We start from the raw sequence: 24351 nt of genomic DNA on the forward strand, positions 1-24351 counted from the left end.
GCTTTATAAATCAAAGCAAACAACAATCTCTTTTTCGCCAAATTAAGTAACCAAAATCTTCACCATTAACTGGAAATTCTCTGCCAGCTTGCCATATAGCTTCTGTTTGACCTATGCTCTTACAGGATTTAGTTTCTGGAATCGGATAAGTCATTTGTAGTCGATACTGACTTTTCTTTATGATAGGCATAGGATACTTGCCACATAGGCCTTTATAACCATAATATCCCCATAACATCAGCTGCCTATGCATCTTAGCCATAAATTTACTTACCATTAATACAGATGTTCCAACTCCACCATTATGAGCAGCAGCAGTTCCAGTAAAAGGGTAAAGCATTCCTTGACATCCAGCACACCAAAAAGCATAATCACTTGCTAATAAACCAGCGCTACAACTCATGCAATCAGCTATACATGCTTGATAAGCAGCTACATTTTGAAACAACAACGTTTCTGGATTTAAAATCGCAGATTTAGCATCATCACTCCATAATGGATCAAACTCTGTTAAATATGCTATATCGACTGCAGCCATTTCCAGACAAATAAAATCAAGCAAAATTTCCAGCCAGTAAATCACGGGATAGACATACCAATGAATGTGGTAAAAAGCACTTCCTTCAGCCTCATCTTTCATGCCTTTTTGAGTAGCAGTTCCAAATGACAAACCTCCAAGACTTACCATACACATTGGTGACTTTGTAACGTCTACAAGGCGTACTGGCTCCCAAAATCCTACCGGAATACCAGGTATAGGCACTGGAATCCCTGGCTTAGGACAAAGACATATAAGTCTACCAGAAGCATTAGTATCAGGCATTGAACTACTTACTACCTTAAATCCAGCTATAGTAATTGGAAACAAGCACTTCCAACACACATCTGTTATAGGATTTACAAATCTTCCAACACATCCAGCAGCTGCATAACAGTTATTAGCTGTTATAGACATTACTATCGCAAACAAAATTACCAGTTCCTTCACTCACTTTGCTTGCATTGATGAAATTTTACGAAGAAGTTTTGGATATCTATTTCCTGGAATTAAATATAAAGTTTCACCACCTGGATTTACTATCTCTTGTATTTCACCTCGTAGCGTATTATTAACTATTTTAACTAGATCTTGTTCTAATTGCTGCAATTTCCAACTTTTCATATAAAACCTTCTTTTAAGTTGAATTTAGTAGTATATTGAGTTATACTATTTACAGCGTACCTCCATCGTACGTTACATGCTTTTCATAGGGTACTTACTTCGCTAATTTTAAGCACAGTGTTTTCTTGCTCTATTATGGCTGGCACAGCTTGTATTTTAAACTTCATACTCAAAAAACCCAATTGATCGAAGAATACGTGCCGGCCTAATAGATTGCTAAGTTCAATAGGATTTCCATTAACTAACACTATCTTTCCTGGTCTTGATTTTGCCCAAGCAACCTGATCTTCATCATCTCCATCAATTAATATTAGTGGCTCACCCCAATATATCATCTCTAAAGGATTTATTTTAGTTCCTCCCTTTACTATTATTATACCATTTTTTGTCTTAATGTCATCCTTTTGAACATAGGTAGAATCATATATTCGCGTTTTATTTTCAGTAGCTTTACTCAAATTTTTAACTGGTACTGGTCTCATGATTTTTTGCTTCACTTTTTCCTGAAATTCCAGCTGCATTTGGTTCAACAATCCACTTTTTGATGCAGCATTAAGTTTAGCCATAATCACTTCTAGTAATGATTCCTCAATGATTGGAAAAACATGCCCTCTAGTACCATAATCCTTAATCTCAATACCTATATCAGCATTTAATAAATTGGCCCTTATATCGCTTACTTGATAAGCAACAGCAAATAAAGCAAAGAATGTGCCTATACAAATTACTACTCCTTGCTTCATGGAATTATTTTCCGCTCTCTTATCACATAATTAATTGCCTCACTGACATTCATCCCTTTAGCCATATGATCTTCTATAGCTTGATAATCTCTAGCATTCGTCGAAGTTAACAGTAGAGTAAATGGATCAATCATTAATCTGCCTATAACACCAGAAACATTAGGGCTGTAAATAGCTATTTCACTATAATACGGAGGATTTGAATGTACAGATTGCAGTAAATTCAGCTTCCAATCTTCATCAACAAAGCCTGCAAGCTTAGGGTTAGCTCGCATTGCCTTAAAGGATTCAGAATTTTGCTTCAAAATTATCTTATGTGATGAATTCTCAAATGCTTTTTCAGATGCTGAACCCTCTTGACGAAAGTAATCCGTGAGTTGTTGAGTAGCTAAAGCAATCGATCCATTATATTTTCGAGCTATTCGACCTGCTTCTTCAATAAACTCTCCTGAACGCTTTCCAGCTAATAGCTTCCAGGCTTCATCGATCATAATTAAAAATGGTCTACTTCTATCTCCTTTAACCATTGTTTGATTAATATGAACAATCATAATCTGTACAATCACAGCTAACAGCTCTGGTACAGAGCGTAGATGATCAGTTTCAATTACCACAATATCAGAGTTTAGAGATAATTGCGCCTTACCACTAAAAAATCTTCCATGTTGACCATCTTTAGTAAAAGGAAAGAGCATATTTCCAAGCTCTTTAGCATATGATTCTTCTCTATTTGATAACCAGTCTGCAATATCGGTAATTTCAGCTTTAGCTCCATTTTTTTGCCAGACTGATATCAAAGCTCTCTGTAGCATTGGTTGTTGCAAATCACTTGTTCCATACTGCGGTGCAGCCATAGTAGCTAAAATAGATGGAAAGTTAGATAAAAAATCCGATCTAGCTTCTATAGACTTTGCGCTGTCATCCTCTGGCACCTCTGAAAATGGATTAATTGATACAGGATTTTTCATGTCGAATTCTATGTATCTACCACCTAGAATCAAGCATGTACGCTTAAATGATCTTCCATAATCAAGAACAAAAACTTTACCACCAACGCCTAGAACAGATAGCATTAATTCTTGCATAAAAACAGATTTTCCAGAGCCTGGAACTCCAGCTATACAAAGGTTAAAGTTCTCATTTGGAGCTACTCCATGCTTATTTAATGCAGGTAATAAAGCTCCGCCAAAAGGAGACCAGTACATTATTTGACCTCGTCTACCAGCTAGCAACATACCTGGAGAACTTAAATCACCTTTCCATTCACCGATTATTGGTAATAATACTTTACTCTCTACAGAAACAGTTTTTATGCCTCTACCTAAGCTAGAAAGCGCTACTCCAACTCCTGATGTTTTTTGACCCAATATACCTTTTGGGCCTTGCTCGACTAACTGCATTGGTAAGGCTGCTAATAACACGGCTACATGATCATATTTGCATGGAACAAAATACCATCCACTGCGTCTTAACATCGAACAAAAAGCCGATGCAGATTGCTTAGCTTTCTTTGTTTTATCAAACATGATAACATTGAAGTGAATATTAACAACTCTATCACCACTCTGTAGAGCAGCCACTACACCGGCTAAATCAGCAGCTTCTTGCTGTATATCAGGAAAAAATTTGCCCATTCCTGCATTAATATTTCTTTCTAGAGCCTCTCTTTTTGTTATGGCCGCAGTCCTTTCCATTGCTTGATTTGGCAAAATTTGCAGACCAAAATGAATCAGGAAATTTGATTTTATATATTCATCACGACGCATTTCATTGCCTAAAAACAGATCCATAGCAGATAATTTCCATTCTGCAGGTCTTTTGCGAGCTTCTAGACTGATAAATATTTGATCATCATTTACATTTACGCAATCATCATTCTCAAATAACGAAAAATCTCCACTTAGAATTTGTTCAGACAATATTTCATACTGGTTAATATTCGAATGTTCTTCTTCAGGCCAGCCAAATATTACTCTCAGGAACTTTAATAATTGCTGTGCATTCACATTTTCAGTGCTTAATCCAATTGACCTAAACGTATCTTTTAAAGCATCTCGTCTGCGAATCATATCATCGATATTTGCATTTAAATTAGGTATAGTAACTGAAATCAACAATACTACATCCTTTATAGAACCTACTTTTTGAGCTTGGTCACGCAAAAACTCTGTTCTTTTATTAGCTAACTCAATAAATATCTCTCCTTTACGATATGACTGCCAGTTGCTTAAAAAATTCTCTATATTATTACTACCAATCATCAATACTTGCAGGCTACTTTCAGCAGGTAAATTTTCATCGCTTTTCAGAAATTCAGCAATTTCATTTTGAGCTGAAACACTAGCTCCAACCAATGGCCATGCAAGCAATACAAAACCTATTGAACCACGATTAAAGAATAGCTGAGTCTCATCATCATATGATTCATAGACAAAATGTTTAGAAAATCTTTCTCGATCAAAATCCTTATGTATGCTTGCGTTCACCTTGACTCTGTTTTGATTTAAATAAATTAATAAGATATTTTTTTGGTTTTTTCGGCGACTTGTTAACAACATCTACACCTTGAACTGCTTTAGCTTGCCTGTAGCATAGAATACAACGTCTTTTTGATTTAGTTTTTGATGTTTCAACTTTCTCAAGATTATCAATATCAAAAGCGCCTTGAGCAACCATATTCTTTATTTCATATAAAGACTTACATTTTAGCCCTTTAGGAATTTTACAATCAAAAGTACTTCTGTAAAAGAAGCTGGTTAAGCTCATACAGCCCAATAGCAATAATAAAAACTTCATTATAAATGCTCCTCTAACTTTTGTGATTGATCGAATTTATTATGCAAATTAACTTTTTCATTGTTAGTTGATTGTGAATAAGTTAAATTATGTGGCTTCTTCTTGGGCTCACATAAGTCAAAACCTTTTTTAAATACAACATCTATGACTCTACCTGACGCAATAAGAACGACCGGGCTCATAGAATCAGCTCGTTTTATAGCAAAATCAGCTAGCTTATCAAAAGCATTGCTAGCTCCAGCGTAAGCTCCAGACTGAAGCGCATCTCCAATCTGAAACTCTTGTTGTTGGCCTCCAGCTACTAGGTTTAAAGTTGGTAGCATATCAGGTTTAATAGCCTTAGATTGCAGAAACTTAGCTATACTGCTAAATACTCCATTTAATGCAGCCATGCTTGCTATGTTAGACGATTTATCCACCACGATTCCTTTAATTCCAGAACGTCCGTCTTCGCCTATCAACCAGCCTTCCACCTTTTTTTCGATAATATCTCCTTGGTTATTGACTACTGAAAGAGTTTCGATGCGACATTTAGCTCTCTCTGAGGACATCTCTCCGTTACAGGATCCAATTAAAATTGCATTTTTGATTTGATCAGTTTTATATTTATTATAAAGAATTGCTGTATCAAGCAACTGCAGAACAATTGGTTCTGGTGATGAAGAGCTGTTTGTTCCAGTACCTACAACGACTCCAGTAAGTAGCACAGCTCTAGCAGAACTACCGCTAGTAACATAGTTCTCAGCATTTTTTTTTGGCTCAAATCTAGCTCTCCTAAGATTTACATAAGGCTTTACTACTACAGGAGCTTGCTCTGTTTTGTTATCATGTGGTGAATTTAAAATATGATGATTAAGATCAGAACTAAATTCATCACTATCATTATTATATAGACTCTGCTTAGGCTGATTCTCCAATATCTCAAGTTTTTGGTTAAAATTATTAATTTGGGCTGTAATTTCTAAATATCTGCTGTCTATTACACTGTCAAATCTATCTTTTAATGTTTTGACTTCATTAAGTATTTCTTCTGTCCATTTTGCTCTTAAATCTACAGCTTGTTCTATTCCAGAAATCGCTTCTCTTGACTCACGATTTTCAATAAAAATTATAGATTCTTTCGTTTTACCACTTTCAGATAAAAAATATGAAACAACCATTATTGTGATGCTTATAAAAGTTAAGGCAATTACTGGCTTTCTACGAATGATATTTGTTAATTCTGATAATTTGCTATTAGACCTAACAGATTCAGCCTTTGGTTTATCATTTAGCTCTAAATCTTCTTCTTTTGTATTATTATTGTCTGAATTGTCCTGTTCCACTATTCCTCCGCTTTTTGAATGTTAATGTTTCTACCTTATCAATTAATTTTCATACCACCGGCAATCCAATCTAGGTAAAAGCCTAAAATAACACCAATTGCTACCATGACTCCTGCAAGCTTTATATTCCCTCTTGCTACAGCCCAAATCGATGATAGAATAGTTGCACTTGATATACCTATTGTTTTTAGTTTTCCACTAAAAAGTCCGTCTATTTTATTAAGCTGTCCTTCAAGAGTATCAGCTAATGCTGGCTCAAAAGAAAAAACACAAGCAGTAATTATAATAATTAACAGCCCTACAACTACATTATTCCACTGTATTCCAAATGTAGGGTTTAGCATATTTAGTCGAGATTTTTGATATATGAACATTGTTATTGCTTATTAGTAAATTTTGCATTATTCTCCTAGTGCTAGTGAATTCCACGTTGAATAAAATTTTACTTTGAAGTGAGTTTTAGCCGCCCTTCTAGAACTTTAAGTCTTTGAAGTAAAAACTAGCATTTTAAGCCAGTTTTATTTTTTTCTTATTAACACCACTCAATAACAAAAGGTAATTATGACTTCGCTTGTAAGTCAGAAAGTAAGTCTTATCGATAGCTATATGTTTACTATTGCTAAACCAATAACGAAGCGTTGCACTAATTAATACTCCATCATTTATCACTTCAACCTTCTTTAGAAAAAAAGACTGAAGACACATTTGAGTCTTTAATAAATTGCATATGAACATTGTTATTGCTTATTAGTAAATTTTGCATTATCCTCCTAATGCTAGTTAATTCCATACCAGTGAAATTTTACTTTGAAGCGGTTTTAATTAATAATCTTTGTAGAACTTTAAGTCTTTGAAGTAAAAACTAGCACTTTAAGCCAGTTTTATTTTTTTCTTAGTATTTCTACTTTGTTTTTTAGAAGGTTTCGCTGTTAATTCTTTTGTATTAAGGTCATTACTGAACAAATTGTTATTGTTTTGTTTTGAATTATCCTTTTCCTCTATTTTTGTAGCAGCATTAACAAGCATTATAGGGCTTGGAGTTTTTGGAGTAAAAGTTAACATTAAATCCTGAATTGTTTTGTATTCTCCTATTACTGTTAAATAAACCTTGTTTCCTTCTTCTCGTGGAACAATAAACAAAAATCCAGACTCATGAACTACAACTTCAGCTGCATTTTGAGGATACATAAAAATATCATTAATTTTTTCATCTTTAAGATTAATTCTTGTTGGCCCACTATCAGAAATCTCAAGCTTTAGTAAATTGTCAGCTTCTAACTCATATTCTACTGCATATATATTATTAACGTTTACCAAAGCAATAAACCCTATGATAAATCTCAAAATTCTAATATTCATTTTTTTATTCCATTCTCTTTAACACCAGTCAACAATAAAAGGTAATTAGGAGTTTGCTTGTAAGTCAAAAGGTAAGTCTTATCGACAGCTATATCTTTACTATCGCTAAACCAATAACGAAGCGTTCCACTAATTAATACTCCATCCTTTATCACTTCAATCTTTTTTGGAAAAAAGACTGAAGATACATTTGAGCCTTTAACAAATTGCAAATGATCATGAAAAAATTTATTTAAAGATTCAGTATTACTAGATGCCACTTTCATGTCTGCTATTTGTCTTTCTACCTCATTTGGAGAAGTAGTAAATAAGAGTTTCGTCACATAAATTGCCCATTCCTTTAAATAGGTTTCATGGTAATTTTTTGATGAAACCATCATTTTACGATCAGGCTCCATTGCTGGAATTAATAACCACTTTTCTTCTTTGGTAATTACAGCCATTATCGCAATTATATTAGCTGCAGCTAGCAATATAGTTACTGAAAGTAAGCATTTATTATATTTAACCAGCTCTTGTATAGCATTTTGCTTAAAGAGATGATTCATTATTTGCCAACTTTTTTGCCCAGCAATCTTAAATATCCTAATGGAGCTGGCAATAAACCTTTAGCTACTAAAAAACTTTTTAGCAAAAAATTCTCAGATACCTTCTTAAATTTCTTAAAGCAATAACATAGAGCAATTCCTCCAACCATAAATGCTAGGCCTAATTTAGCATGCCTACTGTTTAGTAGTACAATTCCTGGAGCTACTCCAGCTAATACTACTCCCCATTCATCAATGCTCAAACCCATATACTTCAACGGCCTCGATAATGCCCAACATAATTTTTGATTTTGCATAATAACCTTCAGCCGCAATTGTAGCATGAGAAATCTCATTCTACTACTGTGATTTTCAAAAATTCACAAAAAATATTCCTTTAATCTGAATTAATCATGCATTTTCTTAAATAGTGTTTTTTACCATATTAAGTACTTCATCACTATGTTGTGCTATGTTAACCTTTGGCCATATAGCAGCAATTTTCCCTTTCTGATTGATTAAAAATGTAGTACGGCTAATTGCCAAAAAAGTATTTTTAAACATCGATTTTTCTTTTAAGACTCCATAATCTTCAAATATCTTTCCAGTTTCATCATATCCTAACTCAAATTTTAAACAGAGCTTATTTTTAAATTTTTGATGTGAAGCAATATTATCTTTGGATACACTAAGAATTATCGTGTTTAATTTATTGAATTCAGAAATAGCTTCATTAAATTTCTGTGCTTCAATTGTACACCCAGGAGTATTATCTTTTGGATAAAAGTATAGTACTAAATTTTTACCTTCATAATGACCTAGATTTATAATTGAATTACTGGTAGTAATCATATTAAAGTCTGGTGCATCATCATTAATTGTTAAATTTTTCATGTTTAGTCTCGTAAATTGGTGCACTTAGCAATTTCGTTAGCAAATTTTTGTATTGCATCTCGTACAACATCTGTATTAAGTTGTGTATAAATTTTTGTTGATTGAGGGTCATTATGATTTAACAATTTGGTAATTATAGCCATTGATATTCCAAATTTTGCCATCCAACTACCAACAGTTCTTCTAAGATCGTGTATCCTTAAATTTTTTAATCCAGCTCTTTTACAAACTCTTTTCCATGCTACATTTATGCTCGTTAAATGTCCGCTATTTCTTCTTTGTCCAGGAAATACCCACTCACTTTCTGATGAATATGGATACTGTTTTAATTTTTCTATTAGTAAATTTATTAATGGCACTGTTTGCGATTCTCCATTCTTAGTCTCTGGTATATACCACACTCCTTCTTCCAGTCTTATATTTTCCCAACGCATTGATAATACATTATTTCTACGAGCTGCAGTATATAAACTTATATAGACAAAATATTTTAAGTATGGATTCTTATCTTCTTCAACTGCTGCTAAGAATCTTGGCATCTCTTCTAGAGTTATATATCTATCTCTTGCTTGCATTTTATGAATTTTTATTCCATTAGCTGGATTTTTTTCTATTAATTCTAATTCTACTGCTATGTTCAATATTGCTTTTATTAACTTAAGCGTTTTGTTTGCTGAATATTTACCACCTTTATTTGCATTATTAAATATCTTATAAATATCTTCTTTTCGAATATTAGAAACATGAATATAGTGCAAGTTTTTTAAATACTTATTCATAATGCCTTTGTATAAAATTTTGCTACTATCTTTGAGTTTTCGATGATTAATATATAGATTATATACCTCCTTCAATGTTGATGCATTCTTTGTTTTTAAAGGATCTATTCCTTTAGCAATTTGTCCCTTTAAAATCAGCGTTTTTTTTCTAGCATAATTAACAGATATATTTGGAAAATTCCCTAACTTAATTTTTCTATATACTCCTTTAATTGTTATCCCTAAATAAAATGTTTTAGTTCCGCCATACAATACTTCTAGAAATAAACCTTTGTCTTTAGTATCTCTGTATACATCTCTTTTTTCTTTTGGGGGCTTTATTTTACTTATAGCTATTTGTGTAAAATATAATATCACTACCATAATAAATCACCTTTATTCAACTATTAATATTTAAGATTAGAAAAACAATCTGTTGTATGCTTTTTTTGAAAAAGCAAGTTTTTTCGTAATAATTCAATAAAAAAAATTAAATAATTTTTTAAATCTTTGCTTCAACTATAGATTATGGCAGCATTGCAATTTTAAGTTTTAGTTGAAAAATCGCGAATTAATACTCATTTAGGGTGTATTTGTGCTGTATATGTTCTGATTTTTTTTTAAATATGTATACTTGCATTGACAAAAAATATAAATTCAACTACTGTTAAACTAACGATATATTAAACATTAATAGTAGGTTTCATATACTTTACAGGTAATAGGACATTATTTTTTGCTGCTATCTATTAATTCACTTTTTGTAAAAAGTGTTAATCATAGAACTATTTGTTCTTGTGCCAATGATAAGTAACTTATTGCTTCTTCTTTATAGTTACCTCCATCATAATTTTTAATTTGATTTAAATTTTGAATTTTATTCAACTCAGCAATAGCCAATGCAAGTTGATGTACTATCGCTTCTGGTGTTAAGCAAGTGCTTAGCTTAGCTGTTTGTGCTTGTACCAATGATAAGCCACTGCTTGCTTCTGCTATATAGCTATCATTTTTATGATATGTATGATTTTTAATTAATAAATATGCTTTGTTATAACATGCTGATAATGAATATTGTGGTTCTACATTACATACTTCATCAAGCAACTTGAGTGATTTGCTATATTCATTGTCTTTATACCCACTTATTATTGCGTCTCTAACCAAGTAGTTAGGGTTTTGCATGAACTTACTATTGTCTTTTGCAACTTGTTCAAAAAATTCTCCAAAAAAATTAAGTGCTACCTCTTTCTTAGCTTTATTACAATTCTCAGCTTCTCTTGCTTTAAATCTCATAATACTATCTAGTAGTATCATTACATCTTGTCTCTGAAAGATGTTTTGATTTTCTTGCGCATATATGCTTTCTTCTTCCAGAGCTTGATTTAAATATTTTTCAATATCTTCAGTAGTATCAGACCCATTAAATAGAAATTTATACTTATCTGAATGCATTTCACTAGAAGCTTCTAATCCTATGTAAATTGTGCCTTTTGCACCTTTTACTCTATAAATCTCAGGCTCTTCTTTATCGCTTCTTAACAAAACTATGTTTATAGTCTTAATAAGTGATAAAATCTTTAATGCTGCTTGATCTGTAAATTCTTGAGTAAGCTTATCGAAAAACTCATTACTTTTAATCTCATCTCTTGAAATAGAGTTTTGTACATAATTTCTGTCTAAAAAATAACCTATTGTTAATAATTGCAGATGTTCATCAGTAATAGTTCTGCCTAATGCTGTATTGACAGTTCTATATAAACTGTTTAATGATGATACATTTTCTTTAGACACTATAAATCCAAACTTTGAAGCTATATCTTGTAATCCTTTTTGTGCTTTATGATTCTTATATACTAAATTTCCTAGTTTGGTTAACTCTATTCCCCAAATGTCTTCTAATTGCGAAACTTGCCACCGATTTTGTATTGCATTACGCACATTGCACTCAATCTTTAAATACTCCTCAAATAATAAATCTCGTAATTTTATTTTTTCTACCACATATAATTTGGTCTCTTGTGTTTTGATATACTCCTTACAGTTTCTCAATACTTTAAATTCATTTATGCTATTATATGAATATGATTTTAGCTCGAATTTATGAGCAACATTCGGTTCAGATATTATTAGTTGTGCTGTACCTTTTGCTCCCTGTCTTGCAGTTCTACCAAATGCTTGTTCTTCTACTCTCAAATTTTCAGGCAAAAAAGCAACTATTACATCTCCTGAATTCACTTCATCTTTGACTGCTAAATACTCATAATTATCATTTCGAGAATATAATCTTACTTTATCTGAATCATAGCCAACAACTGAAATGAAGCGTTCACGAATCTCTATCGCATCTTTGATTGTTGCACAAATAATAAGTACAGCTCTTCCTTTTTCAACTTCATCAAGTATGCTACTTGTTATTCTACCATGCCATGTTGTTTCATTGTTTTGTATATCTCCATCAATTTCTTCAAATTGTTTTGGTTTATAAGTTGGCATAAACCCAATATTTACTCCATATACAGAACGTACTAGTTCTTGAGCAGAATCAGACCCAATGGTACCTGTTCATACCATATAACTTTTGCCCATAATGTTTGAAATATCCTAAATTAGAAATAAAACTTGTGACTAAATTTTCTGATGTTAGTTTTAACCCATGTTTTATCTGTAGAAACTGATGTAAATAATCAGTCCAATGGCAATTTGATCTTATTATTCCTGTACTTACATAATCAACTGGAATAATATCTAAATTATCATTATCTCTCTTAGCAATTATATAATCTTCATTCTCTTTGAAAAACTGTGCTTGAAATGCTGAAGATGCAATAACTTCCGACTGATATAGAATAAAATCTTTTAAGAAATTAGGTACTTGCAGTTCACCTCCAGTAACCATCTCTTGAATCAGATCCTTTAAAATTCCAATAACAAAAGCATAGTGATCACTGATATAATATTCACTACTATCTTTTCCTAAAATTAGTTCTCCATCTTTATATTCGAACTCTCCATTTATATATATTGTTTTATCGCCTTGCTGTATTATTTTTTTATTTAAATTAGATAATTCACTTGCTACTCCGCATAATATAGGTGCTATATGCTCCATTCCAGGCACAGATCGAGCCAATCTAGCTGTTTGATCAAGTTCGTCAATTAGCATGCTATCCACTTCGTCTACAATTACTACTCCAAATTCTCTATCACCTCGTGTACCATATTTCTTATGTTCATGCCTTAACCAATCGAACTGAAATTCATGTATTGGACCATAGACTATGTCTTTTGAGTAGCATATCTTTTCTTGTCCATCAAATGGATCTTCAACATTCGAACCACAACTTAGACCTAGTATATTAAAAAAGCCTTCTTTTTCATTTGCATCTCTTTGTGCTAAAACTGAAGAAGTAGTAACTATATCAACTTTATTTCCTTGTAATGCCTTGATAGCTGCTAGCATTGCACAAGTTGTAGATTTTCCTTCTCCAGTACCTATTTGTAATAATGTTCCTGTATCTTGTAATGACTCAAATATTAAAACTGATAAAATTTGTGTAATCCTTGGTATATTATTGCAATGATGTATGTTTGCTCTTTTTACTATCGCAATAGCTTCTTCCAAAAAGTTTTGAGATAATAACTTAGATTCTCTTATTTCTTTTGACCAGTTTTTTATATCATTCTCACTCCAAGAGTTAATCTTTTTTCCTTGAGGACACACTTTTGAATCATGGTTATAAGCTTCTTCTCCCCTTTTAAACTTATCTTTTAAAATTCCTCTAGTTGCTAAATCATGAATTTTACCAGAATTACTATTTAATATTTCTTGTATTATCTCATCTAAACTTAAATCTTTATCTAACTCTTGAGGATTAATATTCTTCAGCGAACTGAATTCATCATCACTTAATGGTAACATTCCATCATCAGTATTCATATCATACCTTTAGTTAGAGTGCTAAATTACTGATGGTATTATTTAGTTATAGTAACGTTACAGTCAAAAGAAGTAAAATTGCTACTAAATACTAATTGAAAGGCTTGGCATGCTTCATTAGTATTGATTCTGCTTTAGATTTGTTACTATATAACTAACAATACTCATTAATAATCACCTAATTTGATTGCTATTAGTTAACCGTAACACTATTTATAAAATATTGTCAACTACTCTATTATTTCGTTTTTGGTTGTATATTAACAAGTAGTAGGTACTAGAGCTATTTCCTATAAAAGGTATAGTTAAGCAAAGGCACTGTGTTTTTTATACACATTTCCATTGTAATCAAACATAACGTACAGATTCTCAAATTACGCTTTCCTGATAACTTCCTATCATTAAATATTTTTAAAATCTAAGATACAAGCTCTAGTTTGTACTGAACATTGAGAAGGCCATTCTTTAAGGCCTCAATGTCCTTAACATGGCCGCACCATTCTTGACGAAAACTGTTTCATTTTAAGCCATGAAGGCGAATGTGGCGCTTAGTGTTTTCGTCTGGTTCAGAGGCAAATTTTAAAATCACAGCCGCTTTATTTTGCTGCTCTTTATCAAAAATATCTTTACCTATTGTAGTCCAATGATCCTGAACATTTGGATGTTGTGTTAAAGTTTCTTTTAGTGAAACAATTGCACCAAATAAAGTATTTGTTGGTAAGTGATCAAGCTTAGCTTTAGCAACTAATCCACCCATTTCGATAAGACGTCGAGTACGCATTTTACGTTCTTTAATTTTAAGGTTAACCTCATCCATGATTAGCCTAGCCTTTTTTTGTTGAAGAGTAATTTTTTTCTGCATAAGATTTGCCATGTTAGTAATTCAGAAAGATAAAAAAATCAGGCAAGAATATATCAAAATAAAATTCCAGTAAAGAAAAAAAACCGCGCCTACCAAACCAACATCAAATAATTATAGTCAAAAAAACGTGAATTCAAGGTTAGAAGCTTCATTAAAGAATAAGCTTAAGCGGGTAGGTAAGCGCAGAAGCGCTTTTCCTCCCAAAGAACCGTACAAGCGAATTACTCCGCATACGGCTCAAGCAATTTACAAACAGCTGCAATAAGTTGTCCGCGATTACTGTGTACTTGTCGATGGCAGTTTTCATGCAATAAGCACAAATTGTTAATATGGTCAGTGCCACCACATCTTATAGGTGTTATATGATGTACATGAACACTTTCACCATTATCTATTAAATCAAAACAAACAAGACATTTACCCTTTTGTCTACGCCAAAGAATCTGCCTAGATTTAAACAAATACTTAGGGCTATCAGCCTGACGTTTATGCCAATATTCTCTAAGTTTTGAATTATCAGGAGAAGATTTACCTTTAACAAGAATATGTCGTTTAATCGTTGTCCATTGTAATTTCCATAGATATAGATCTTTATTCATAAAGACCCAATTATCATTTCTGCCTTTAATGCGACCCCAATACTTTTTCTTAAGCCATTCCCAGGATTTTTTAGGATGTTTTCTACATACGAATCTTGCTTGCTAAATCCACATCCAACAGTCTAAATTGGAAAAAATTTTCTTGGACACAACTTTGTTGAAATAACTGCACCATCCAAATATTTTAGAATTTAGATTATCAATTATTCTATCAATATTCCATGAGAAACTTTTTTTCCATTCTATTGACATTCGTTTTTTAAACGACTTTATAGAGTCTTTAGACGGTTTAACTAGTAGAGCTACACCTCTTCTTGTACTATTGGTTTTATATTGTCGAATATTAAATCCAAGGAAATCAAAACCTTCATTAATATGAAGTATCCTGGTTTTTTCCTTTGACAATTCTAAGCCTCTAATACTTAACCAATCATTAATAATACTTTTGGCTCTGATACATGAGCTTTCTGACTTAGCGCAAACGACAAAATCATCAGCGTATCTCACTAAAGCATATTCGGATTTAGAATATAGGTGATCATACTTATTATAGATAATATTAAGTATATCACTCATTCCATGAAGAGTTATGTTTAAAAGTAATGGAGAAATTAATCCACCTTGTGGAGTACCAGCTGTTGTTTTGATAATTTGATAATCCTGCATTACACCAGATTTAAGCCATGCTTGAATCCAATTACGAGCAGGGAAATTTCCTATAATTTTCAAAAGAAAATTATGATCAATATTATCAAATGCTCCTTTAATATCAGCATCTAATATCCAATTTCTATTGGTTCCATGTCGAATAATACCAGATATTCTCTGTATTGCATCGTGAGCGCTACGTCCAGGTCTAAAGCCATAGCTGCAACCTTCAAACTTAGCTTCCCAATATGGTTCAAGTGCTGATTTTACAACAGCCTGTCTACACCTATCCACAATAGTTGGCAAGCCTAAAGGTCTAGATTCGCCATTACTTTTTGGTATGTATACACGCTTAATCGGTTTTACAGATGATAGATTATTATCTGCTAACTTTTCCATCAACAGACTCCTTTCTTTATCTGTCTTAACAACTATTTTATCAATTCCAGGACTTTTTCGTCCTTTGTTGATTTGAGTAACACGTCTTATAGCAAGTAACCTATTTGCTCTTGATTTTAACATCAATCTTTGTAAGTTACGTACTAACTTCATATTACCATTTGCAGATGCCCTATAAATACGTCTACGAAGATTATTAACCTTTTGTATAATTTCTTTCCAGTCTATTGAATGCCAATAGATTTTCTTGAAATTATCTTTAGTCTCAATTGTTACATTTGCGTTTAGCATCCAACTTTTCCAATTAATTCATAATCTTGTTTACCTATTTAGGGTAAATCACCAGTCTTAAGTTAGCATCATTTCTGATTAGCATATAAATGCCTATACACTCAGTTATTAATTTCTGTAGTCTTTCGACTTAGTGTCATTTGCTTTCTAAGACCTCTCTTACCTACTATCAGTTGCCTAATAATAGGCTTACCATGTTTCACTCATCAGAGAGACGTTAAGTTGGTTATCTTCTTTATACCGAGGAGCTGGCATTTTTAAAGAAGGCTGCGTATTCCTTCTTACAGCTAAGCTTTTCAGCTTTATCCTTATAACAGAATTTATCTGGAGTATCTGCTTCTGCATTGACGATATTTTCCATACGAAGATTCACTTTCGTTTAACCAATTTTAACTTTACCTTGCCCCTATTTCCCATCCAGATTAGTACTTTAGTTAGGCTTTCTATCGCGCTTAGTACAAGACCGTTACCAATCTCGCACCGCAATAGCGGTAACTAAGGTTTAAATGCAACCTTGCTACATTTCTGTAGTCTCTGTTTGAGCGACCTCATGTCGCACTACGCAATATGCAATCGATAAAGATTGCTGCTAAAAAATGAGTACTCATTAACCGATTGAATGTTAAAAAAAAAGAAGTTTGTGCTAGCAAAATCAAAAAAACCATGCTAACTTAAAACTCAGGTGAGAATTGGTATTGAGATAGCTATACAGTTTACAAGGGTTGAATTTTTAAGTAGAAGTACAGGAGGTGATAGTTGTCGTAAGGCAGCGTATAATGCAAGAACTATTGTTAAAAATAAGCAAACAGGTATAAGGTATAACTTCTCTCGTAAGAAAGATAACGTATATCATACAGTGCTGATACCGGATTATGTAAAACAAGAATTCAAGAATATTCAAACATTAATGAATGAGGTAGAACGAACCGCAAAAGACCCAAACAGCCAGTTGTTGAAGGATATCGTAATAGCGTTGCCAGATGAGAAGGAGCTAAATTTAGAGCATAGAATAGAACTAACTCATCGAATAGTTGATGCAATGGAATGGGTGCAAAATGGTCTTGGAGTACAGATAGACATTCATAAGCCTCAAATAGGAGATAAAAACTGGCATGCACATATATTGCTCACTATGAGAAGATTTAGAAAAGATGGAACTGGTTTAGGAGATAGAGCAGTAGATTTAAACCCAAAAATCATAACAGTTAATGGCAAAAAGGTTGTTATTAAAGATTCCAAGATGATTCATGAAATAGCAAAAGAAGAAACTAATGCATATTTCGCTGAATTAGGCTTGCCATATAGAGTTGACGAGACAAGCAAAGTACCTGGAAAGCATATTGGACCTCGTAGAATTAGGAATTTTATTAATGAAGTATTAAATGAAAATGAGTTACGTAAAGAGGCTCATTTGAAGATTATTAATGATGCTGACGTAATAACAGATTCTATAACACATTACAAATCTATTTTTACTAAGCAGGATGTTGAAAAAGCAGTAAAAGATATACCAGATCCAACAGCAAGAGAACAGTTAGTTCAGCAAGTGCTTAGTTCAAATAGAATACTAGAGTTATACCATGATGATGGTGAAAGTAGCAAATATTTTACGACAATTGAGGTTCGAAATGAGGAGACGAGAATAATCAGAATAGCTAATAAAATCAATGATCAGGTTTATTACAACAACATTTACAATCTTAAAAGTGATATCGAAGGTCTAGCAAATGTTAGTGAGGAACAGAAACAAGCGCTAAGGCATATTTTGCTTAGCACTAGTGGAGTTAGAGTCTTGAGAGGAAGAGCTGGTACAGGAAAATCTTATGTTTTAGCAAAAGCGCATAAGCTCGCAACAAATCGTGGACAAAAAGTTATTGGTATTGCTCCTACTCATAAGGCAGTATCAGAGCTGAGGAGCAAAGGTTATACAGAGGTCTATACAGTAAAAGGATTTTTATATAATCGAAAAAAAATTTTTATGCAAGACAGCTTAATAGTAGTAGATGAAGCTGGAATGGTAGGTACTAAAGCTTATGCAGAGCTGTTTAGAGTAGTTAGAAACAATAATTGTCAACTGATACTTGCTGGGGATGAAAAACAGTTAGCTTCAATAGAAAGAGGCGGAATGTTTGAGATGCTGAGTAATATTTTTGGTTCACATGTTTTAGTAAATATTCGAAGACAAAGTGAAAACTGGAGCAGAGAAGCAGCAATGGAGTTTGCTGAGAGTAATATTTTAAGCGGTATAACCTTACTGAGGCAAAATAACTGCGTTAGGTTTGATAATACGTTGCAGGACTCAATGAGTAAGTTAATATACAACTGGAGTCTAAGCAAATTTAAACCACATGAAAAATTGGTAATTACAGTACGTAATAAAGATGTCGACATTCTTAATTCAAGTATTAGGTCTTTGTTAAAAGCAAATGGTACGCTAAAAGGCACAGAATATAGGCGTTCAATATTGGAGAAAGAACGGACAAAGACAACTGTTTTTAGTAAAGTTTTTAGTAAAGTTGAAAACTGGTTTAAGTCTATAATCAATGATATCAATGATAGATCTCATGTGAATGAAGAATATTATCATTTTACCGTTAAACCAGAGCAAGAAGCTAAAGTAGAAAAAGTCCAGCAAGAGAATAGCATAAAGCAATATCCATTCAAAGATATTTCTACTCCATTGTTTATGCAAATCAAAGAACAAAGACAGTATGATTATGATGTAACCATTCTGTCAGCAGAAGGAAAAACGATATCAAGTTTTCAGGAAGCTGGCATTGATAGCAGAATGGTATATAGCTCAAATGTAAATAATTTAAAGTATTATCAGCCATTTCAAGGAGAAAAGATTCTTATAGCTGCAAATAATGATAAACAAAATAAAGAATATGTAAGCACTATAAACGAGGCTGTAAAAGTACTGACAAGCAAAGGAGCAATTACTAGCATCGTAATTCATTCAGAAGGTGAAGATTTTAACGACATGCTAAAAAATAAAGGAGCCGTAGCTGTTAAGGAGCTTATGATACCTGAAATCATGAAGTTAATTAATACTCAGAACGTAAAAACAGAGTCTGAACAAGTGGTGAAAACTAACATAGCTCCAAAAATTGGAGTTAGACGGTAGTGCTGAAGATTTGAAATTGAATGTAAGCTATTCATTCACAGGGCGAATTACAAAATGAGCTATACATAACAGCTCACAGTGATGTTTGTAATTTGCATTATGCACTGCTAAGATAATAATGACTATATATGTTCTTCATAATAATGGTGTAGGAATAGAAAGTTCTAACATAAGCATGATAGGGAATGCAGAGCAAGTACGGCTGTACTACAATGTGCAAGCTACAAAAAATGTTGCTAACCTAATAGAGCAGCTTAGCACAGCTAAGACAGACTCTATCAATTCAAAAGAGGAGAATAATGATGTTCAAGCAAATGAAGTAAGGCAATATCAATCTGCTCAAAACTATAGAAAAAACGATTATTATTCAAATAGCGAGGAAGACCTACAAAAATTGAGGGATGCAATAGCTTATAGAGCTGACACTATAGCTCGTGATATTCTTGGAGATCCAAATCAGCGCCTATCTAGACACGGACGATTACGTTGGGGAGACACTGGCAAAATACAAGTAACCACCGAGGACAAGTACGCTGGAAAATGGTATGACTTTAGTACAGGACAAAAGGGTGATTTATTATCCCTGGCTCAAAGAGAAAGAGGATACAGCTTTTTTGAGGCAAAGGAATATTTGAAAAGTATGGTTGGAATGTCTAATATTAGTCAACGGTATCAGAGACCGCCTAAGACTGACGATTCTCAACAATACACTCAACAATCTGAAAGTGTTAAAATCGCAAAAGTTCAAAACTTGTATGAACTATCAAGTAAGATACATGGTTATGATATAGATAAGAACCCACATGCAGAAGTAGTAAAAAAGTATCTTGAAAATCGTGGTATTACTTTTGACAAAAGCACTGCAAGTTCAGACTTAAAAGCAAGTATACTGTTTGATACTCAAACGAGAGAAAATTATCCAGCATTTACAGCATTTGCAAGAAATTCAAAAGGAGAAATTACCGGAGTACAGGCCGTATATCTAAATTCGGCAGGAGATAAGGCGAATATTTCAATTAACAGAAGATCTTTCGGTAAAATCAGAGGATCGTTCATAACAATCGCAAAGCGAAATGCGAATGACCCTAATATAACAATTATAGCAGAAGGCGCTGAAACAGCATTGAGCTTGCAGCAATCAGGCATTAAAGGTAATATCATTGCTAGTGCAGGAATTTCGAATTTGAGAAATTATTCACCATTTCCTGGTGAAAAAATCATCATTGCAGCAGATAATGATAGCAAAAATCCTATAACTAATAATACTGTAATTAAAGCTGCAAAAACGTTAGAAATGAAGGGAGCGATAACTTGTATAGTCAAACCACCAGAAAATGGTGATTTTAATAATCTGTTGCAAAGTTGTGGAGAGCAGTCAATTAGAGACATTATAGAACCTGAAATTACTAAACTGACTAAGGCAGTTGAAACAACCAAACTTACTCAAACAGAAAATAATAGTATAGCAAAACAAAATGATATTACGAATGTTAAAGAATTGTATAATAAATCGTCATCTCTATACTACTTTAAACAAGAAGAGGAAGCTAAGGTGGAAGCAATAGTAGTTAATAAATATTCAGAAAACCATACAGGAATTTATAGTTCAAAAATCTTTAATAATTCATAATTTAAGGGCAAATATGGTTTTTGATGAAGAGACTCAAAAATCCTGGCCTGCACTCACTATTTTTGTTAAAAATGACAAAGATGAAATTACTGGAGCTAAGATATTAGCTCTGAATTCAAAAACATGTAATAAAGCTGATGTAGCTGAAAAATCTGTTGGTACAATTAGTGGGTCATTTGCTGAAATTGCTCAACAGAATTCAAAATACTCACCTGTAACAATCATTACAAAGGATATTGAAACAGCGTTAACCATTCAACAAGCTGGAGTTGAAGGAAAAATCTTATGTGCAATTGAAGCCGAAAATTTGCAAAACTATAATCCTAGCCCAAAAGAAAAGATCATTCTAGCAGTTAAAAATGACGTAAATACTGAAAAAGCTGAAAAAGTTCTGGAGGATAAGGGAGCAGTAGTCTGCACAGTCAAAAATGACTTCAATAATGTATTAAAAACTCAAGGATTATATGCTGTTAGAAATATTATCAGCCCTGAAATAAGAAAACTTAATGAAAAAATTGAATCAATACAAACTAATATACAACCAGGATTATGTCTGAAACACTAGGCAGAGTATGACACAGCATTTTTTATTTAAAAAACTATAGAGTAAAAAAATATGACAAAAAAATTAAAGCATGATTCATTGGCAAAGACAATCATGAGTGATCCAGTGGCTGCACAAGAATTTCTAGAGTATTATTTACCAATGAATTTCAAGAGTTTAATAGATTTATCACAAATAAAAGTAGAGCAAGAGAGTTATATAGAAGAATCGTTAAAGAAAAAATACAGCGATATCGTCTATAGAGTTGCCACCAAAAAACATGGCAATGCTTTTATTTATATATTAATTGAAGCTCAATCAACCGTCGATTATTGGACAGCTCTGCGGTTATGGAGATACACATTGTTATTGTGCGAAAGGCATAAGAAAGAAAAAGCTAAATTACCATTAGTGTATAATTTAGTGATCTACAACGGCAAAAAAGTCTACAACGCACCTAGGAATTTGTGGAATTTATTTACAGATTCAATGATAGCTAAGCAATTAATGACTTCTGACTATCAATTAGTCGATTTGCAAAGTATGTCGAATGATGAAATTGTTAGGAAAAAGCATATCGGAATGCTCGAATATATGCTAAAGCACATTCATCAACGAGATATGTTAAAGCTTTGGGAAGAGTTTCTAATAAAGTTCAAACATGTTTTAATACTTGACAAAGAAAAAGGCTATATTTACCTACGATCATTTTTATGGTATACTGATACTAAATTACTAGAGAGTCAGCAACCAGAATTAGAGCAGGTTCTGGCTAAGTATTTATCTGAAGAAGAAAAAGGTAATATTATGAGAACTATTGCTGCAAAATATATTGATGAAGGCAGAGCTGAAGGCAGAGCTGAAGCTGCACAAGAGCTTGCAATGAACTTATTAAAAGCTGGCTTTTCAGTTGAATTTATTTCTGAAAATACTGGATTGTCAAAAGAAGAAGTGATTAATTTAAAAAATAACATAGAGTATTAATTTTTCGAATTAATACTCTACTAACTTAAGTTTTTTGAGCAATTTATATTCACAAACAAAAGCTGTATTTAAGTTTTGTAGCTGCATAGTTAGTTTTGTGATGGGAAAGTTACCGGCAAGCTTTACATAACATGTAAGGTCTGGTAGGTTCATAATTTCAGATGGCATAACTAAAATCTTTTTACGCTCAACATTATTCATATTTACTCCATCTCGCATAGTATTTGATCCATATGACAAGTTTTCTTGAGTTTCAATAATTTCTTGCTCACCTAGTGTTAATGCTGATTTATAAGCCGTAGCCTGATCACTAACTCGAAAAATAAATTTACTATTAAACAAATCCAGCATAGAAGCACATTCAGCAGCTCCATATATTGCTTCTAATTGATGAATGTTCTGCAATCCAGCAACAAAGCAGCCTCCATACTTTCTACTTTCAGCTAAAGCAACTGGTAAAGACGAAACTTTTTGTAGAGCTGGCAATTCATCGAGTATAAACCACATGTTTTTGTTATCATGATTAGGATTTCTACACATCAAAGCCTTGATAGCTATGCTTATCCATGCTGAAATAAGTGGGCATAAAGTAGCTCTTTGATTTGGGTTAGCTGTGATAAATAGCCAGCTAGTTTCATCAGAATTACTAAACCATTCTTTTATGCTAAAACTACCTCCAGGCTTTAAATATTGTAGCGAAGTAATATTCTTTCCAAGCGTAGATTGAATTCCTGCAGAAGTCTCGAGCGCGCTTTCGCTTATAATACCTGATACGGCAGTGCTTCTAAAAGCTTTTGCAAATTGTCTATTATCAGAGTAAATGATTGTATGAATTAGTTTTATGATATCTTTATCATCCTTATATAGCTTCAATGCTTCAGACAAGACTAATTCAGCATTTTTAGCAAAAAAGTCATCAAGTTTAGGAGTATAATTACTAAAACTACTCGCTATATCATGAAAATCAGCTGCTTCAAAACAATCATTCCAAGGCAACCATTGCTCACTATTTTTTTCCAAAGGATTAAGCAGTTTATCACATTTAGGGTCAAAAAATCTATCAGTAAAAGCTCCAGTTGTATCTACAATTATTGCTCGATCTTTGTGTAATCGAATTTGTGGTAGCAGTTCGTTAAGCATATTAGTTTTACCAGTACCTGTTGTTCCAGTAATCAGAATGTGTAGCCTTTCACTATTCTTTACTAATGGCAAGCCTCCAAAACGGATTTTAGAGGCCTTTTTAGCTCTTTTTAGCATTTTGGCTAAGCATTTGTATCCTACAAAATCAGCACCTCTAATTTTGGCCTTAATAATCGTTTTTTTACCTTGAGCTGTAAAGAAAACAATTGAGATTATCACACCAATAGTAAAAACAATTAATCCTTCTAACAATGCTGAATTGATTAAGAATTCCCATAATTGCTGTATTTTAAATCCATGTTTGCCTGTATAAAACTCATGCAAAAAGTCTTGAGCATTGAGGTGCATCCATTTTTTAAACCTTAAACTATAAAACTTAATGCCTATTTGATCGATATCATAAAAATGCTCACCAATTGCTAACTTAAGCTGTACATATCTTTCAATTGCAAAATAATACAAGCTGCTCAGAAAAACTTTTTGATATAATCGACATATAATCCAGAATATCGATAATCCTAACCCAATTATAAAAACGTTGGTACTACCTTGCCCAAACATTCTTAACTTATGAGCAAATAACTGCGATCCTTGTGAAATTTCCTTGATTCTGAAAATTCATCTAT

20 protein-coding genes and 5 pseudogenes are annotated in these 24351 nt (G+C 32.8%); 5 read left to right on the top strand and 20 right to left on the bottom strand.

Going from position 1 to position 24351, the window contains the following annotated elements:
• Positions 1-10: 10 nt before the first annotated feature.
• The 19 genes and pseudogenes from traU to DK405_RS15255 all read right to left on the bottom strand — a co-directional run bounded on the left by traU (position 11) and on the right by DK405_RS15255 (position 16661).
• Positions 11-988: a conjugal transfer pilus assembly protein TraU gene (gene traU, locus DK405_RS12045; RefSeq protein ID WP_174197603.1), complete on the bottom strand. Its 978-nt coding sequence runs from the start codon at positions 986-988 to the stop codon at positions 11-13.
• Positions 989-1162 carry a hypothetical protein gene (locus DK405_RS13225; protein ID WP_174190469.1) on the bottom strand — a complete coding sequence of 58 codons (174 nt, stop codon included), beginning with the start codon at positions 1160-1162 and terminating at the stop codon, positions 989-991.
• Positions 1163-1245: 83 nt separating this feature from the next.
• Entirely contained in the window at positions 1246-1905 is a 660-nt protein-coding gene (gene traW, locus DK405_RS12050; protein WP_064612759.1) for a type-F conjugative transfer system protein TraW, read from the bottom strand.
• Complete coding sequence (locus DK405_RS12055; protein WP_064612833.1) at positions 1902-4391, bottom strand: TraC family protein; 2490 nt, start codon at positions 4389-4391, stop codon at positions 1902-1904. Before DK405_RS12055 ends, traW begins: the two co-directional genes overlap by 4 nt.
• On the bottom strand, positions 4372-4701 hold the full coding sequence (locus DK405_RS12060) for a hypothetical protein (protein WP_045918856.1): 330 nt from the start codon (positions 4699-4701) through the stop codon (positions 4372-4374). The genes DK405_RS12055 and DK405_RS12060 overlap by 20 nt, the downstream gene beginning before the upstream one ends.
• Positions 4701-6026 carry a TraB/VirB10 family protein gene (locus DK405_RS12065; RefSeq protein ID WP_081420616.1) on the bottom strand — a complete coding sequence of 442 codons (1326 nt, stop codon included), beginning with the start codon at positions 6024-6026 and terminating at the stop codon, positions 4701-4703. Before DK405_RS12065 ends, DK405_RS12060 begins: the two co-directional genes overlap by 1 nt.
• A 38-nt stretch (positions 6027-6064) precedes the next feature.
• Positions 6065-6400 (bottom strand): hypothetical protein, encoded by a 336-nt coding sequence (locus tag DK405_RS12070; protein WP_081420583.1) that lies wholly within the window; start codon positions 6398-6400, stop codon positions 6065-6067.
• Positions 6401-6533: 133 nt separating this feature from the next.
• Positions 6534-6756 (bottom strand): annotated as a pseudogene (locus tag DK405_RS12075) (TraE/TraK family type IV conjugative transfer system protein); the annotation flags it as partial.
• Between the two features lie 140 nt (positions 6757-6896).
• Positions 6897-7385, bottom strand: coding sequence for a hypothetical protein (locus DK405_RS12080; RefSeq protein ID WP_064612632.1), 489 nt, complete (start codon positions 7383-7385; stop codon positions 6897-6899).
• Positions 7382-7933, bottom strand: a complete 552-nt coding sequence (locus DK405_RS12085; RefSeq protein WP_064612831.1) for a TraE/TraK family type IV conjugative transfer system protein — start codon at positions 7931-7933, stop codon at positions 7382-7384. The genes DK405_RS12080 and DK405_RS12085 overlap by 4 nt, the downstream gene beginning before the upstream one ends.
• Positions 7933-8268: a hypothetical protein gene (locus DK405_RS12090; RefSeq protein WP_064612830.1), complete on the bottom strand. Its 336-nt coding sequence runs from the start codon at positions 8266-8268 to the stop codon at positions 7933-7935. The genes DK405_RS12085 and DK405_RS12090 overlap by 1 nt, the downstream gene beginning before the upstream one ends.
• Before the next feature lie 67 nt (positions 8269-8335).
• Entirely contained in the window at positions 8336-8806 is a 471-nt protein-coding gene (locus tag DK405_RS12095; RefSeq protein ID WP_064612829.1) for a peroxiredoxin, read from the bottom strand.
• 2 nt (positions 8807-8808) lie between these two features.
• Positions 8809-9948, bottom strand: coding sequence for a tyrosine-type recombinase/integrase (locus tag DK405_RS12100; protein ID WP_064612828.1), 1140 nt, complete (start codon positions 9946-9948; stop codon positions 8809-8811).
• 393 nt (positions 9949-10341) lie between these two features.
• On the bottom strand, positions 10342-12057 hold the full coding sequence (locus DK405_RS12105) for a methyltransferase domain-containing protein (RefSeq protein WP_064612827.1): 1716 nt from the start codon (positions 12055-12057) through the stop codon (positions 10342-10344).
• 49 nt (positions 12058-12106) lie between these two features.
• Positions 12107-13501, bottom strand: coding sequence for a DEAD/DEAH box helicase (locus tag DK405_RS12110; RefSeq protein ID WP_045913028.1), 1395 nt, complete (start codon positions 13499-13501; stop codon positions 12107-12109).
• Between the two features lie 418 nt (positions 13502-13919).
• Positions 13920-14375, bottom strand: a pseudogene (locus DK405_RS12115) (conjugal transfer protein TraD).
• Between the two features lie 209 nt (positions 14376-14584).
• On the bottom strand, positions 14585-14962 hold the full coding sequence (locus DK405_RS13410; RefSeq protein WP_052691740.1) for an HNH endonuclease: 378 nt from the start codon (positions 14960-14962) through the stop codon (positions 14585-14587).
• Between the two features lie 102 nt (positions 14963-15064).
• Positions 15065-16300, bottom strand: a complete 1236-nt coding sequence (ltrA, locus tag DK405_RS12120; protein WP_197709764.1) for a group II intron reverse transcriptase/maturase — start codon at positions 16298-16300, stop codon at positions 15065-15067.
• A 235-nt stretch (positions 16301-16535) separates the two neighbouring features.
• The gene (locus DK405_RS15255; protein WP_269459331.1) at positions 16536-16661 is read right to left on the bottom strand and encodes a hypothetical protein; all 126 of its coding nucleotides are present in this window, start codon (positions 16659-16661) and stop codon (positions 16536-16538) included.
• A gap of 321 nt (positions 16662-16982) precedes the next feature.
• Here DK405_RS15255 and DK405_RS16350 point away from each other — a divergent pair.
• The 5 genes and pseudogenes from DK405_RS16350 to DK405_RS12135 form a co-directional block, all read left to right on the top strand.
• A pseudogene (locus DK405_RS16350) lies at positions 16983-18521 on the top strand (AAA family ATPase); the annotation flags it as partial.
• Positions 18522-18764: 243 nt separating this feature from the next.
• A pseudogene (locus DK405_RS16355) lies at positions 18765-19427 on the top strand (conjugal transfer protein TraA); the annotation flags it as partial.
• A 118-nt stretch (positions 19428-19545) separates the two neighbouring features.
• Positions 19546-21057, top strand: coding sequence for a toprim domain-containing protein (locus DK405_RS15940; RefSeq protein ID WP_410522025.1), 1512 nt, complete (start codon positions 19546-19548; stop codon positions 21055-21057).
• A 13-nt stretch (positions 21058-21070) separates the two neighbouring features.
• Positions 21071-21622 (top strand): hypothetical protein, encoded by a 552-nt coding sequence (locus tag DK405_RS15945; RefSeq protein WP_410522038.1) that lies wholly within the window; start codon positions 21071-21073, stop codon positions 21620-21622.
• A gap of 51 nt (positions 21623-21673) precedes the next feature.
• Positions 21674-22585 (top strand): Rpn family recombination-promoting nuclease/putative transposase, encoded by a 912-nt coding sequence (locus DK405_RS12135; RefSeq protein WP_064612864.1) that lies wholly within the window; start codon positions 21674-21676, stop codon positions 22583-22585.
• Positions 22586-22594: 9 nt separating this feature from the next.
• On the opposite strand, the pseudogene DK405_RS12140 reads toward DK405_RS12135, so the two are convergent.
• Positions 22595-24347 (bottom strand): annotated as a pseudogene (locus tag DK405_RS12140) (type IV secretion system DNA-binding domain-containing protein).
• Between the last annotated feature and the right edge of the window lie 4 nt (positions 24348-24351).

This window comes from Orientia tsutsugamushi, from assembly GCF_900327275.1.
GTDB lineage: Bacteria > Pseudomonadota > Alphaproteobacteria > Rickettsiales > Rickettsiaceae > Orientia > Orientia tsutsugamushi.